Genomic DNA, 15,251 nt, shown 5'->3' with positions numbered 1-15,251 from the left:
ATGTGCGGCATAGCTGGAATAATCAATCATAATGGATCACCGGTTGGCCTCCGATTCCTGGAGGAAATGACCTGTTCCCTCGCCCACCGCGGCCCCGACGGCTCCGGGGTCGAGATCAGCGGGCCGGTGGGCTTCGGCCACCGCCGTCTCTCCATCATCGACCCCGCCGGCGGCCGACAGCCGATGTTCAACGAGGACGGCCGGGTCTGGGTCACCTTCAACGGCGAGATCTACAACTACCGCGAACTGCGGGCCGAACTCCAGGGGAAGGGGCACCGCTTCGTCTCCAACTCCGACACCGAAACCATCGTCCATGCTTACGAAGAGTGGGGCGAGCGGTGCGTAGAGCGGTTCCGCGGGATGTTCGCCTTTGCCGTGGCCGACCACCGGGAGGGAAAGATATTCCTCGCCCGGGACCATTTCGGCATCAAGCCGCTCTACTACCTGCAGGAAGGTGGCGTCTTCGCCTTCGCCTCGGAGGTGCAGGCCCTCCGGAAGATTCCGGGCATCCCGTGGAGCCTCGACCTGACCGCCATGGACCAGTACCTCTGGCTCCAGTACATCCCGGCCCCCCGCACCGCCTTCGAACAGATCCGCAAGCTCCCCCCGTCCCACCGGATGACGATCCATTTCGACGGGCGCTCGACGGGCCCCCAGCAGTACTGGGAGCTCCAGTTCCGACCCGACTACAACCGAAGCGAACAGGATTGGATCGAGGCCCTGGACGAGGCCATGGCCGATTCGGTCAGGGCGCACCTTGTGTCTGACGTGCCGTTCGGGGCGTTTCTCTCGGGCGGGGTCGACTCCAGCCTCATCCTCGGCTACATGACTCGCATCCTCAACCGCTCCGTCAAGGCGTTCAGCATCGGCTTCGAGGAACCCGAGTTCAACGAGACCCCCTTCGCCCGCTTCGCCGCGGAGCGCTGGGGGGCGGATCACCACATCGAGATCGTCAAGCCCGACGCCCTGGCGATCCTCCCCGACCTGGTCCGCTGCTACGGCGACCTCTTCGGCGACAGCTCGGCCATCCCCACCTACTACGTAAGCCAGGTGGCCCGGCGCAACGTGCCGATGGTCCTCTCCGGCGACGGCGCCGACGAGCTCTTCGCCGGCTACTGGTCCCACGGCGACTGGCTCAACTCGTTCCAGCAGGACCCGAGCATCCGTCCCTCCCTCGCCCACTGGCTCTCCTTCATCAACTACGCCGACACCGGCCGGCGCCTCTCCCTCTGGCGCGACGAGTACAAGGATGTCTGCCCGGCCCCCCAGGAGACCTTCGAGCGGGCATTTGCCACCGCCCGTCCCTTCTCCCCCTGCCACAAGGCCCAGTTCCTCGACGTCAAGACGTACATGACCTACGACATCCTGACCAAGGTGGACATCGCGAGCATGATGCACGGCCTTGAGGTCCGCCCGCCGTTCGTGGACGTAAAGGTGGCGGAGTTGGCGGCGTCGGTGCCCGAGCAGTTCAGCATCGGCAAGAACCTCCGCGGAGAGTGGGAACGGAAGCTCCTTCTGAAAAAGGTGGGCGAGAAGTATTTCCCCCCCGAATTCCTCCACCGCCCCAAGATGGGGTTCGCGATCCCGCTCACCAAGTGGTTCGCCCCCTCGGGGCACCTGCACGATATCCTCCGCCAGCGGCTGACGGGGAGCGGCTCGACGCTGCTGGAATTCTTCAATCCGGCGGCCATGCAGGAGCTTATCTCCGCCAACGCCACCGGCCCGCTGTGGCTCCTCCTCTTCTGCGAGGAGTGGCTGCGCCAGAACCGGCAGACACCGCAACCGGCAGAGATCACCCGCACGCCGGAGATCAGGACGGAGCCGCTGCGGGTGAGGATCCTCTACGACGTGGAGGGATGGGCGTGGTGGCACCGGGCGCACCGCATCAAAGAGGGAGTGTCGTCGCGCATCCGGATCGACATCCACCAGATGGACGAACCCTTCGACCACGACCCCTACGACTTCGTCATGATCTTCGATCCGTACCTGGTGAACCGGGTGGCCGGCGTGCCGGCCCGCAAACTGATCGTCGGCTGCAGCTGTCCCAAGTTCCTCGACCATGCCGAAGCGCTTCTCCAGAACCACCGCTGCCTCGGTGGCGTCGTCAACAGCCGCGAGATGTACAACCGCTCTGCGACGAAAGAGCGGCTCTTCTGCTGTCAGAACGGCGTCGACACCGACCTCTTCCATCCCCCCCGGAAACGCCCCGCTAAGCTGATCGGCTGCTGGATCGGCAACTCGGATTCGGCGGGAAACAAGGGGCTCGACCTCATCACGGCAGCCTGCAAAGATGCGGGCGCCGAACTGATCGTCCTCGACCGCAACGCGGCCAAGGGAACCGCCGGGCTCATGGGCCAGGAGGAGGTCCGGGACCGCTTCTACCACAAGGCGACCTTCTACCTCTGCGCCTCCGAGTGGGAGGGGACCCCCAACCCGGCACTGGAGGCCCTGGCGTGCGGGTTGCCGGTCATCTCGACCCGGGTGGGGAACATGCCCGAGCTGATCGTCGACGGACACAACGGCTACCTGACCGAACGCTCCGTGGCGGGCATCGCCGAAGCGATCCGCACGCTCGCCACGGCGGACCTGGCAGCCATGTCCCGCAATGCCCGCGCCAGCATCGAAAACGGCTGGAACTGGCGTCAACAGGCCGCCAAGTACGAGGCGATGTTCCTGAAACTGGCTGAGGCGGCTGGTGCCAAGAAACGGGCATCTTTCACCAACGACATGGGGGAGGAACTCTTCCGGCGCGGCGACCTCAACGGCGCCCTCGCTCTCTTCTCCCGCGCCATCGAGATCGACCGGGAGTGCGCCGAGGCATGGAACAACCTGGGGGTCATCTTCTCCCAGCACGGCGACATCGCCAACGCCCTGACCTATCTGGGCACCGCTCTCAAGATGGCGCCGGAGAACGGAACCTACATCGTCAACACGAGCCAGGTGCTTCGGGCAGCCGGCCGCGGCGAGGAGGCCCGAGCCCTCTGCGTCGATTTTCTGAACGCCCGACCGGCCGACTACACGGTTCGCTCTCATCTGGAGAGCTTCGCAGCATCCTGACTTTCCTCGAAACGGAGTTTTTCGTGACGGACCCCCGGCATTCTTTCTTCCGCGAATCGGCCATTGCACACGCTTACTGCCACGGCAAAGGCCTGGAGATAGGCGGGGCGGCCCACAACCCCTTCGGGCTCGATGCGTTGAACGTGGACATGAGCGATCGCCTCGACACCGAGTTCAAGCTGGAGGAGATCAGGATCTGCGGCACGGCTCTCCCCGTGGATGTGGTCGCTCCGGGCGACGACATCCCCCTGCCGGACGGGAGCCAGGATTTCATCGTCAGTTCCCATGTCCTCGAACACTTTCCCGACCCGGTAAAGGCCCTTCTGGAGTGGGACCGGCTCCTCAAGCCCGGGGGGATCATCTTTGCCATCGTCCCCCACAAGGAGAGGACGATGGACCGGGACCAGCCCCGGACCGCCCTGAGCCATCTGGTCGATGATTTCATCGCCGCGGCCGGCGGGGACTTCATCGGCCACTATCACTACTGGATCACCGAAGACCTTCTCGAACTGGTCGTCTGGATGATCGAGACGCTGGAGATGAAGTGGAAAATCGAGGCGGTTGCCGATGTGGACGACAAGGTGGGAAATGGCTTCACCATCGTCGTCAGAAAACTGGCAAACCGTAGGGCCGACGAGGGGGTGGAGCAGCTCCGGCAGAGGGCCGCCCGCGGCGCAAAAACCGTCGGCACCGGCCCGGAGAGCGCGGGATGGTTCGAGCGCCTGGAACTCCAGAAATTGCCACTGATCCCCCACGAAGTGAACGAGGCATTACCCGCCCTGAAGGAGCTCATCGAGAGCCTGCAGGAGGAAACCACCTCGGCCGCGGTGGCCATCAAGGCCGGCGAGCTCTGTTTCAACCTCGGAATCCCGCGAAACGCAGCCCATTTTTTCGAGAAGGCGGCTCTCCTCTCTCCCGGCAACGGCGATGCGCTCAACAATCTCGGCGTCATCAGCTATCAACAGGGCGACCATGACAGGGCACGGGAATATTTCGCCAGGGCCGTCGGCATCGACCCGGCCAATGAGAATGCCAGGAAGAACCTGGCCGCCGTTTCTGCGATGGCAGGCCGGTAACGTCACCATCTTGACCCAGCGAGCGTACCCATGACACACGACACGGATGTCCAGAACGGGATTTCCCGCATCCTCCCCCACACCGTCCATTTTCTCCTGAACGACAAGTGCAACGCCAAGTGCGTCTTCTGCGGCGGCGACTACTACCGGAGCAAGAGCGGCAAGGTCATCACCCTCGACAAGTTCGCGCGGATGGCCGACAACCTCCATCTGGAGCACTTCCGCAACATCTGCCTCGCCGGGGCCGGCGACCCGCTCCTCGATCCGGACTTCATGCCGATCGTCCGCTACACCAACGAGCGGTACCCGAATGTCGACATCACCGTCACCACCAACGGCATCGCCCTGAAGCCGGAGCTTTCGGCGGAGATGATGGGGGCGAAGGTCTCCCTGGTGAACATCTCCATCAACGCGGCAACGCGCGCCACCTACAAGCGGCTCATGCAGGTGGACCAGTTCGACACGGTCTGCGCCAACGCCGCCGCCTTCGTCCGGGAGCGGGACCGGGCGTGTCGGCAGACCCTGTTCCAGTTCTCCTGCGCCATCAGCCGCCTCAACATTGAGGAGCTGCCGACCCTCGTGGAACTGGCCCACCAGCTGGGGGTGCGGCACCTGAACATCTTCTACTGCCGCTTCTACCCGAAGTCGATCCGGCACCTGAACATCGAGGCCACCGAATACCTCCTGGAAGACAGGGAATCGCTCTTCTTCCACCAGGAGCTCTCGGACCGCACGGTGATGGAGGCAAAGGCCCTGGCCGAGCGCTACGGCATCTTTATGGGTCACGAACCCCTCTTCCGGGAGAAGGGACAGCCCAAGAAGTGCGTCTGGACCGAGACGGAGCTCCTGGTGGGGTTCGACGGCGAGGTCTACCCCTGCGGCGGCGGAGAGGTTCACTTCAAGAAGAAGGTGGAGTCGGGGGTCTACCGGTTCGGCAACGCCCTCACTCAGCGGATCGATGAGTTCTGGAACAACGACACCTACCGCAAGCTCCGGATATCCTGCCGCCGGGGAGCTGAAAGCCCCATCGCGGAGTGCCGCTTCTGCGCCAACCTGATGCAGCACGACGACATCCGCTCCCACCTCATGGAATGGGAGGGGTTCGAGGAGGAAAAGCCCGCGGCGAAGAAACGCGGCCCACTCCCCCTCGTCTCCGTCATCGTCCCCACCCACAACCGCCCCGACATGCTCCCCGACACCCTGCGGAGCATCCTCGCCCAGAGCTACCCGAACATCGAGATCGTGGTGGTGAACGACGCCGGTGAGGATGTGGAGCGGCTCGTGAAGGAGGTGGCGCCCACCGCCGTCTACCTCCGCCATGAGCGGAACAAGGGGCTCGCCGGGGCACGGAACACCGGCATCCGCCACGCCACGGGGAAGTACATCGCTTACCTGGACGACGACGACCTCTTCTACCCTGAGCACATTGAGACCCTGGTGACGTTTCTGGAGGGAAGCGACTGCAAGGTCGCCTACACCGACTCCTACCGGGCCTTCCAGAGCCAGGCGAGCGGCCGCTACGAGGTGGTCCGGCGCGAGATCGCCCATGGCATCGACTTCGATTACGACCGGATCCTGGTGGACAACTTCGTGCCGGTCCTCTGCTTCATGCACGAGAAGGGGTGCATCGAAGAGAGCGGCTATTTCGACGAGAGCCTCCGGCGCCACGAGGACTGGGACCTCTGGATCCGGATGTCGCGGACGTTCCGCTTCGCCCACATTCCGAAAGTGACCTGCGAGTTCTCCTGCCGGGTGGACGGCAGCGGCATGAGCACCGGCACCGTGCCGATGTTCCTCGTCACCAGGAACGCCATCTACGCCAAGTACCGGCATCTGGCAACCCCTGACGTCCAGCGCCGCCAGCGGGCCGACACGTGGGAGTTCATGCGGCATCTCTACACCTTCCTGGAGGGGCGCGTTGAGCCCCTGCTCCCCCTCTTCACCGCCGGGCGGCAGGCCGAAGGAGAGGCACGCCTCGCCGAACTGGTCGCCACCGGCGCCACGGAGGCGCAACGGGAATCGGCCCTGGCGGACCAACTCGCCCTGGCCTCTCTGAAAAACGGCGCCGTGACCGATGCGGTGACCCAGTTGGAGCGGGCGGTGGCCGACGACGGCATGAACCCTCTCGCCAGCCACAACCTGGCCGCCGTCTACCGCACAACGGGCCGAAGCGCCGACGCGACCCGCATCTACCGGCAGATCGTCGAACGGAACGAGAGCGAAGTCCCGGCGCTCATGGCCCTGGCCGAACTGGCCGCGGAGCGGGGAGATGTGACCGAGGCCCGCAGGCGTTACGAGCAGGTGCTGGCGGTGGAGCCGAACCATTGTGCCGCCGGCGGGGCGCTGACGGCGCTCCCCGCGGCCGCTCCCGAAGCCGCGACAGGAAATCGCCTCAAGGTGGCCGTCTACTCCCTCGACCACCCGGAACACGCCTGCGCCCGCATCAGGGTCATCGCCCCGGCGGAAACCCTCAACGATGCCGTCGAACTCAGGTGGGGGGTCGACCTGGGAACCGAGCAGGCCGGGGTCAACACCGCCCTCATCGCCTGGGCCGACCTGATCGTCGTCCAGCGCTTCTTCCCCATGGCGAACACCGCCCCGCTCCTGGAGCGGATCCTCGCCGCCGGGAAACCGGTCATCTACGAGACCGACGACCTCCTCGTAGAGGTGCCGACCACCAACCCCCACCAGCAGGGGGCCGACGCCGCCAGGCCGTTCATCTTCGACCTGATCGCCAGGGCCGCCGCCGTCACCGTCTCCACCGAGGAGATGAAGCGGGCCTTTGCTCCGCATCACCGGCAGATTCACGTCCTTCCCAACCTCCTGGACAACCGGCTCTGGTCGGCGCCGCTGCCGGCCAGGACCGTCGGCGCTCCGGTGGTGATCGGCTACGCCGGCACCCCCGATCACAGGGCCGATCTGGCGCTCATGGAGGAGGTGCTGGAGCGGATCGCCGCGAAATACGGCAACCGGGTCGCCTTCCGCTTCATGGGGTGCGACACCGAGCGGATCAAGCGGCTTCCCGGGTTCTCGACCATCACCTTCGAGCCGGGGTACGCCAACTACGCCCGGACCATCCGGAAGGCCGGCATCGACATCGGCCTCGTCCCCCTGGCCGACAACCGCTTCAACCGCTGCAAGAGCAACATCAAGTGGCTCGAATACTCGGCCTGCGGCATCGCCGGCATCTACGCCGACCTCTCCCCCTACCGCTCCTGCGTGAGGGACGGGGAGACGGGGCTCCTGGTCTCCGGCTACGACGCGGACGCCTGGGTGGCGGCCATCGAAAGCCTCATCGACAACCCCGACCGCCGCCATGCCATGGCCCTGGCGGCCCGCACCGAGGTCCTCGCCACCTACACCCTGAAGAGCCGCGGCCACCTCTTCCTCGACACCTGGCGCCGGGTGGCCGGCCGCGCAGAAACTACCGCCAAGGAGCAGGAGATGCCCATCTCACCGCAACCGTTCGCACCGATCACCGCACCGACCGAGGCGGCTACGCCGCGGGTCTCCATCATCATCCCCCTCTACAACAAGGTGGAGTACACGAAGCAGTGCCTGGAGGCCCTGGCGCTGAACACCGACCACTCCCTCGGCTACGAGGTGATCCTCGTGGACAACGCCTCCTCGGACGGCACCGCCGACTATCTCCGCACCCTTTCGGGGGAGGTGACCGTCGTCACCAACCGGACCAACCTCGGCTTTGCCAAGGCATGCAACCAGGGGGGGCGCATCGCCCGGGGACGCTACCTGGTCTTTCTGAACAACGACACCATCCCCCATCCGGCGTGGCTTGACGGGCTCATCCGCGGCACAGAGCGGGACGGTGCCGACATCGTGGGGGCGAAGCTCCTCTACCCCAACGGCCGGACCCAGCACGCCGGGGTCGCCTTCAACGAGCAGTCCATCGGCTACCACATCTTCAACGGTTTCCCCGCCGACGCGCCGGCCGTGAACCGCAAGCGCTTCATGCAGTGCGTCACCGCCGCCTGCATGCTGGTGAAACGGGAGCTCTTCGCCGAGCTCGACGGCTTCGACGAGGGGTACGTGAACGGCTTCGAGGACGTGGATTTCTGCCTCCGGGCCGGGGAGCGGGGGCGTCGCATCCTCTACACCCCCGAGAGCGCCCTGATCCACTTCGAGGAGACGAGCGAGGGGCGGAAAAGCCACGACGAGCCCAATATCCGCCGTTTCCTCTCCCGCTGGGAGGGAAAGGTCCGCCGGGACGACGCCGACCTCTACCGGGCCGAAGGGTTCGGCACCGAGCGGATGGCCGACGGCCGGCTCCGGATCTTCCCTGCCCAGACCGCCGAGGCTCCCCGCCCCAGCGCTCCGCCCCCATCGCCCCTCCAGCCCCTTGCCGGGCCGTGCGTCGCGCCGCCGGCGCCGGCAACCGACCGTGAGCGTGCCCTTGCCCTCAAGGGGGAAGGACGCTTCATCGAGGCGCTGGGCATGTTCTCCAAAATTTTGACTCAAGGAGACCGTTCCGTCCTCGTCGAGATGGGTGACTGCCTGGCGGCCCTGGACAAGACCAGCGACGCCGTATCGCTCTACGAAGAAGCGCTGGCCCTCGATCCCATCAGCGTCCGCGCCCATGTGGGCCTCGGTATAGTCAGACTTTTGACAGGAGCACTTCCCGAGGCGGCAACGGCGTTCCAGCAGGCGCTCAGGGAAGCGCCGGGCGACCCGAAGGCCCTCTGCGGCCTCGGCCTCGTCCGCTGTGGTCAGGAGCGTCACGGAGAGGGATTCGAGCTCTTCTCGAAGGCCCTCGACGCCGATCCGGAGAATCTCACCGCCATCCACGAACTCGTGAAACTCGCCTATACCCTGAACCGCTTCAGGGAGACGGCGGGGCGGCTGGAAACCTATCTCATGTACCACCCCGGCGACACCGACATCCTCTTCTCGTACGCCGGCCTCCTCCACCTGGCGAACGAACCGGCAAAGGCCCGGGATGCTCTGGAACGGCTCCTCACCCTGTCCCCCGGCTACGAGGGAGCCCCCGACCTCCTCGCCAAACTCGCCGCAGGGAACGTGGTACACAACGGGACACAACGGGCTGAGGCAACACCCGCCCCGGCAACCACGGACCCCCGCCGGATGAAGGAGGAGGGGAATTTCGAAGGGGCGCTGGCGGCCTTCTCACGGATGGTGGAGAGCGGCGATCGCACCGTGCGCGCCGACATCGGCGACTGCCTCGCGAACATGGGGCGGCTCGATGATGCGGCCGTCTCGTACCAGGATGCCCTGCGGGAAGACGATAGCGATCTCAAGGCCCTGGTGGGCCTCGGCGTGGTGAGCCTCATGCAGGGGAAACAGGTTAAGGCGGTCACCTGGTTCAACCGGGCGCTCAAGGCCGATCCGGCCAATGCCCGCGCCCTCTGCGGCCTCGGCATGGTCCGGAACATGCAGGGAAAGGGAGTCGACGCCTTCGACTGCTTCGCCCGCGCCCTGGACGCCGACCCCGAGAACCTCGCCGCCATCCGTGAGCTCGTGCAACTCGCCTACGCCACGGAGCGGTTCGAGGAGGCGCTGCCGCGGCTCGACGGCTACCTCAGGTACCACCCGGCCGACCTGGACATGCTCTATACCCTGACCGGCGTCCGGTTCAAGGCGGGCCGCCACGCCGAAGCCCTGGAAAGTATCGAGAAGGTGCTCCTCTTCGCCCCCGACTACGAGGGGGGGAGGGAGCTCGTCGAGCGGATACGGGAAGGCATGGCGGCGTGAAAACCTGAGCCCCCTCACCCGACCTGACGGCCCCCCTCTCCCCCAGGGAGAGGGTTTATCCTGCCCCCCTCGCCCTCCGGGAGATGGGTTGGGGGTGAGGGAAAACAAATCGATGAAGCACATGAATTTCTTAGAGAAGAACATAGCGGCCCTGCGCCGCCGCGACCCGTCACTGGCGGAACGGATCGAGGAAGCGGAACCCGGCGACCGCATCGTCGTGGAGCCGGCCCGCCAGGGGGGACTCACCGCCCGGGTCGGGGATATCTGCATCCACTCTCCCTACAACCCGGCCCGCGAGGCCATGGAGTGGAGCCGGCAACAGGCGGAGCGGTTCGCCCCCCCGCCCCCCCTCACCGTGGTCGGCTTCGGACTGGGGCATCACGTGGCGGCCCTTGCGGCAGAGGGGTTCGGCGGCACGGTCATCGAGGACGACCCGGCCATGCTCCGCGTCGCCTTCAGCCACACCGACCTCACCACGGTCATCGAGCGGTTCTCATTCCTGGCCGGCATCCCCGAAGACGTGATCCGGCGCCGGCACGACCGTCTCCTCAAAGGGAACGTGGCGGTCCATCCCGGCGCGGCACGGGTCACCGACTCCCTCGGGCGCCTCGGCCGCTACGCCGAAGGGCTCGACCTTGCCGCCCGGGGGGGGCTTCGCATCCTCCTCGTGAATCCGATCTGCGGCGGCTCGCTCCCGGCGGCCCATCACTGCGCCCGGGCGCTCCGCTCCCTGGGGCACGAGGTGATCCCCTTTGCCAGCGAGACCTTCGCCGCCGGGATGGAGTTTGCCAAAGAGTTCCGCTACAACCAGAGCCGACGGGCCTTCAACACCGGCCTTGCCAATCTCCTCTCCCAGGCGGTGGAAATCAGGGCACGGGAGGTGCGTCCCGACATGGTCCTGGCCCTGGCCCAGGCGCCGCTCATGCCGGAGACGATGCAACGGCTCGCAACCCGCGGCATTCCCACCGCCTTCTGGTTCGTGGAGGATTACCGGGTCCTCCCCTACTGGCGCGAGTCGGCCCCGGCCTCGTCGTGGTTCTTCGGGATCCAGAAAGAGAACTTCGCCGCCGAGCTGGCAAAGATCGGCGTCACCCGGTACTCCTACCTCCCCACCTGCGCCGCCCCCGACGTCCACCGGCCGGTGGAGCTGACGGCGGCCGAGCGGGAGGAGTTCGGCAGCCCCCTCTCCTTCGTGGGGGCCGGCTACTTCAACCGGCAGGTCTTCTTCAAGGGGCTCACCGATTATCCGTTCAAGATCTGGGGGAGCGACTGGCCCCTCATCTCGCCGCTCTCGCCCTGGCTCCAGCGGCGGGGGGCGCGGATCGACACCGAAACCAGCGTCAAGATCTTCAACGCCTCGCCGGTCAACCTGAACCTCCACTCTTCCACCACCTGCGACGGGGTAGTACCGGACGGCGATTTCGTCAACCCCCGCACCTTCGAGATCGCGGCCTGCGGTGCCTTCCAGCTCGTCGACCGCCGCCGGCTCCTCCCCGAGCTCTTTGAAGCGGACGAGATGGAGACCTTCTCGGAGCTCGCGGAGGTGCGGGAAAAGATCGACCGCTCCCTCCGGGACGAAGAGGGGCGGCGCGCCGTAGTAGAACGGGGACGGCGGCGGGTCCTGGCCGAGCATACCTACGAGCGGCGGATGGAGGAGCTGGTGGCCACCATGGTGGCGGAGTTCCCCCAGGTGGCGGAACGAGTGCGGAAGCGGATCGAGCGGCGCGAAACGGTGGAGACGGAGCAGGAGCGTCATCCCGGCCTGGCGGAAATCCTGGCCACGGTCCCCGATCGGCGCTGGTTCACCATGGGGAACATCCTCGGCGGCATCGTGACCGGGGAGGGGAATCTCTCCCGGGCGGAGAAGATCTTCCTCATGCTCCAGAACGTCGAGATCCTCTGGGAGAAGATACCGGAATGAGAGAGATTGCACTTCTCGCCATCGCCCGTTACGGCGACATGATCCAGACGACCCCCCTGGTACGGCAGCTGAGACGCGCCCACCCCGACGCCCGGCTCACCGCCATCGTGGAGGACCGTTTCCAGGGAATCCTCCCCCTCATCCAGGGGTTCGACCGGACCATCGTCCTCTCCAAGCAGGATATCGCCTGGGAGGTCGCCACCGGCGAGACGCCGCTTGCCGCCTACCTGAAGATGGACTCCTTCGTGCGGCAGCTGGAGGAGGGGGAATACGATCTTCTCGTCAACATCACCTGTTCCGGGCTCTCCGCGTTCCTCGCCTCGGCCATGAAGTTCCGGGATGCGGCAGGCTTCATCGCCGACGAACGGGGCCAGCGCGTCATCCGAACCCAGTGGGGACAGTACGTCTTCAGCTGGTTCAACGACCACATCCGGAAATACAACCCGATCAATCTGGTCGACATCTTCACCCGCCTGGGGGGGGTGATGCCCGACGGGAAGCGGGTCGAGCTCACCCCAACCGCCCGGGGGGACGAGGCGGCCGAGGCGTTCATCGCGGAGCACGGGCTGGGGGGAAAGCGGTTGGTGGGGCTCCAGCTCGGGGCGAGCGAGGCGAACCGCTGCTGGCCCGTCGAGAACTTCGCCCGACTCTCGGACCGCCTCCAGCGGGAACTGGGGGTGACGACGGTGCTCTTCGGCGCCCCCAACGAGAAGGAGCTGGCAGAGAAGGCCCTTGCCGCCATGGAGCTTCCCGCCGTCGATGCCGTGGGAAAGACGAGTATCGAGGGGCTCTACTCCCTCGTCGGACGCTGCGCGGCCCTGGTCTCCAACGACACCGGAACCATGCACTTCGCCGCCGCGGCGGGGGTGCCGGCGGTGATGCTCTGCATCGGACCCGCCTTCTTCCGCTGCACCGGCCCCTACGGCGCGGGGCATGTGGCGCTCCAGCCCGACATTCCCTGCTCCCCCTGCCCCTATGGCATTGAGTGCGGCGCCCCGGTCTGCCGGACCGCCATCACGACGGAGGCGGTCTTCAGCGCAACCCGCCTGCTGGTGGAGGGTGGGGCCGGTCTCACCGGCCGGGATTTCCCGGGGGTGAGGGTGTACCGCAGCGGCTTTGCGCCGGACGGCTACCTTACGTGGGACGGGATTTTCAACCTGGACCAGGAGGCGGAGCAGCTCACCAAGCGGCGCGAGGCGATGTGGAAGAGCTGCTTCGACGGGACGGGGAAACGTTCCGGCGAGCCGAAGGACGATGCCCTCCGCCCCTTTCATCGCCTCATGGTCGAGGGGGCCAGGATTTCGGCCGAGATCGCGGAGGCGGCCCGGAAGAAACCGCTCCCGGTCGAAAAGATCCGAAAGCTCGGCGAGCGCGAGGCGGCCATCGAGGCCGAGGTCAAGCTCCTCGGCTACCGGGAGGGGCTCGTCTCCCCCATCGCCACCTTTCTTACCCTCATGAGGGAGAACATGGTGGAGACCGACCTGGGGGCCGTCGCCCGGGAGACCCACCGGCTCTACGAAACCGGCCGCTCCCTGGTGACGAATCTGGCCGTCGTCTAAAGTTTTCCGTCGCCGTGCCGAATAATACCTAAAGAGTGCAATTTTTCAGACCAAAGGTGCGCCATGATCAAACTGACACGCCTCGACGGCAGCGAGCTCCACGTCAATCCCGATCTGATCGAGACCATCGAGGAGACTCCCGACACCCACATCACGCTTTCCAACGGCAACCGCTACCTGGTGCTGGAAAAGAGCTGCGCCATCGTCGACATGATCGTCGCCTACAACGCGCGGATCATGCGGCGGGCCGCCTCCGGCACCCCGAAGAAGTACCTCTTCAAGCGGCGACGGTCGGCGTACCGCCTCTGCTGCAGCATCGACAACCGAACGAACTGACCAACTGACCAGGACATCGACTCATGGACATAGCAACACTCATCGGCTGGGCAATGGGATTTGGCGCCGTATTCGGCGGCGCGGCGCTGGAAGGGCTCCACATGGGGGCCATCATCCAACCAACGGCGGCAATCATCGTGCTCGGCGGCACCTTCGGCGCTTCCTTCGGCAGCTTCCCCCTGCCAGCCATCATCAAGGCGTTCAAGGATGCGAAGAAGGCGCTGATGCCCGGGAACAACAACCCGGAGACCGTCATCAAGGACATGATCGGCTACGCCGCCAAGGCGCGCCGCAACGGCCTCATCTCCCTGGAGCAGGAGGCCCAGAGCATCAAGGACCCCTTCACCAAGAAGGGGATTTCCCTCGTCGTCGACGGCATCGACCCCCAGAAGCTCCGCGAGACCCTGGAGATCGAGGTGGCGCACTACGAGGAGCATGAGAAGGTGAGCGCGGAGTTCTTCGAGGCGGCCGGCGGCTACGCCCCGACCATCGGGATCATCGGCGCGGTGCTCGGCCTCATCCACGTCATGGAGAACCTCTCCGACTCCTCCAAGCTCGGAGGCGGCATCGCCGTCGCCTTCGTGGCGACCATCTACGGCCTCGTCACCGCCAACATCGTCTGCCTCCCCATGGGGACCAAGCTCAAGCAGCGCCTCAAGGAGGAGCTCGTGGTGAAGGAGATGGTCATCGAAGGGCTCATCGCCATTCAGAACGGCGAGAACCCCCACTTCATCGAGCAGAAGCTCAAGTCGTTCGTCCACTAAGGCAATAAGAGAATGGCCAAGAAGAAGAAGCACGAAAAAGAACCGAACCACGAACGGTGGCTCGTCTCCTACGCCGACTTCATCACCCTGCTTTTCGCCGTCTTCGTCACCCTTTACGCCATGGGGCAATCGGACAAGAAGAAGGTGGAGGAGGTGATGCGGTCGATGCAGGAGTCCTTCGGCTTCACCACTACCCACTCCGCGCCGAAGCCCGCCGTCATCGACTCGTCCGACCTGCGGATCCTCCCCTCCATCGCCCCGGACCTCACCAACAAGGGGAAGAGCCAGGGAGGGATGGCCAAGGGGAAGGCGCGGGCCGAGGAGAAGGACTTCCGCTCCATCAAGACCGCCATCGAGGCGTTCCTCATCAAGCAGGGGGCCCAGGAGAAGGTCAGCGTCGGGATCACCCGGCGGGGACTCGTGGTGAGCCTGAAGGAGGCGGGATTCTTCGACTCGGGGAGTGCCATCGTCAAGGAGAGCGCCTATCCGCTCCTGGCAAAGGTGGCGGAGTCGCTCTCGGGCTATTCCAACGCGCTGCGGGTCGAGGGACATACCGACACGATACCGATCAGTTCGCCCCAGTTCCCGTCCAACTGGGAACTCTCCACCACCCGGGCCACCAATATCGTCCACTACCTGACCAGGTCCTACGACTTCGAGCCGGGGCTCGTCTCCGCCGCCGGGTTCGGCGAATACCGCCCCATCGCCGACAACGCCACTGCCGACGGCCGTGCCAAGAACCGCCGCGTCGACATCGTCCTCCTCTCGGGCGAAGGAGAGAAGGCGGAGCCGGAGAAGATGCCGTAGGGGC

The 15,251-nt window shown here is 65.7% G+C and carries 8 protein-coding genes; all 8 read left to right on the top strand.

What is annotated here, in order from left to right; translation table 11 throughout:
* The 8 genes from asnB to GPICK_RS02535 all read left to right on the top strand — a co-directional run bounded on the left by asnB (position 1) and on the right by GPICK_RS02535 (position 15,247).
* Positions 1–3,057, top strand: coding sequence for an asparagine synthase (glutamine-hydrolyzing) (gene asnB / locus GPICK_RS16515; RefSeq protein WP_084201323.1), 3,057 nt, complete (start codon positions 1–3; stop codon positions 3,055–3,057).
* Positions 3,058–3,080: 23 nt separating this feature from the next.
* Positions 3,081–4,133: a methyltransferase domain-containing protein gene (locus GPICK_RS16510; protein ID WP_052263251.1), complete on the top strand. Its 1,053-nt coding sequence runs from the start codon at positions 3,081–3,083 to the stop codon at positions 4,131–4,133.
* Positions 4,134–4,163: 30 nt separating this feature from the next.
* On the top strand, positions 4,164–9,860 hold the full coding sequence (locus GPICK_RS16505; protein WP_052263250.1) for a glycosyltransferase: 5,697 nt from the start codon (positions 4,164–4,166) through the stop codon (positions 9,858–9,860).
* Positions 9,861–9,981: 121 nt separating this feature from the next.
* A complete protein-coding gene (locus tag GPICK_RS02555) occupies positions 9,982–11,781 on the top strand; it encodes a glycosyltransferase (protein ID WP_236685621.1) in 1,800 nt (599 codons plus the stop codon).
* Positions 11,778–13,340 carry a glycosyltransferase family 9 protein gene (locus GPICK_RS02550; RefSeq protein WP_039740253.1) on the top strand — a complete coding sequence of 521 codons (1,563 nt, stop codon included), beginning with the start codon at positions 11,778–11,780 and terminating at the stop codon, positions 13,338–13,340. The genes GPICK_RS02555 and GPICK_RS02550 overlap by 4 nt, the downstream gene beginning before the upstream one ends.
* Before the next feature lie 63 nt (positions 13,341–13,403).
* Positions 13,404–13,676: a flagellar FlbD family protein gene (locus GPICK_RS02545; protein ID WP_039740252.1), complete on the top strand. Its 273-nt coding sequence runs from the start codon at positions 13,404–13,406 to the stop codon at positions 13,674–13,676.
* Positions 13,677–13,699: 23 nt separating this feature from the next.
* On the top strand, positions 13,700–14,440 hold the full coding sequence (locus GPICK_RS02540; protein WP_039740249.1) for a flagellar motor protein: 741 nt from the start codon (positions 13,700–13,702) through the stop codon (positions 14,438–14,440).
* A gap of 12 nt (positions 14,441–14,452) precedes the next feature.
* The gene (locus GPICK_RS02535; RefSeq protein WP_039740247.1) at positions 14,453–15,247 is read left to right on the top strand and encodes a flagellar motor protein MotB; all 795 of its coding nucleotides are present in this window, start codon (positions 14,453–14,455) and stop codon (positions 15,245–15,247) included.
* The last annotated feature ends 4 nt before the right edge of the window (positions 15,248–15,251 follow it).

It is taken from the genome of Geobacter pickeringii, assembly GCF_000817955.1.
Taxonomy (GTDB): Bacteria; Desulfobacterota; Desulfuromonadia; order Geobacterales; family Geobacteraceae; genus Geobacter; species Geobacter pickeringii.
Note: the sequence above shows the minus strand (reverse complement) of the source record. Positions and strands in the feature narration are given on the sequence as shown.

What these genes read in the sequence shown, in the direction of transcription:
- asnB (WP_084201323.1), top strand. Translation starts at nt 1, where the DNA reads ATGTGCGGCATAGCTGGAATAATCAATCATAATGGATCACCGGTTGGC.
- GPICK_RS16505 (WP_052263250.1), top strand. Translation starts at nt 4,164, where the DNA reads ATGACACACGACACGGATGTCCAGAACGGGATTTCCCGCATCCTCCCC.
- GPICK_RS02555 (WP_236685621.1), top strand. Translation starts at nt 9,982, where the DNA reads ATGAATTTCTTAGAGAAGAACATAGCGGCCCTGCGCCGCCGCGACCCG.
- GPICK_RS02550 (WP_039740253.1), top strand. Translation starts at nt 11,778, where the DNA reads ATGAGAGAGATTGCACTTCTCGCCATCGCCCGTTACGGCGACATGATC.
- GPICK_RS02545 (WP_039740252.1), top strand. Translation starts at nt 13,404, where the DNA reads ATGATCAAACTGACACGCCTCGACGGCAGCGAGCTCCACGTCAATCCC.
- GPICK_RS02540 (WP_039740249.1), top strand. Translation starts at nt 13,700, where the DNA reads ATGGACATAGCAACACTCATCGGCTGGGCAATGGGATTTGGCGCCGTA.
- GPICK_RS02535 (WP_039740247.1), top strand. Translation starts at nt 14,453, where the DNA reads ATGGCCAAGAAGAAGAAGCACGAAAAAGAACCGAACCACGAACGGTGG.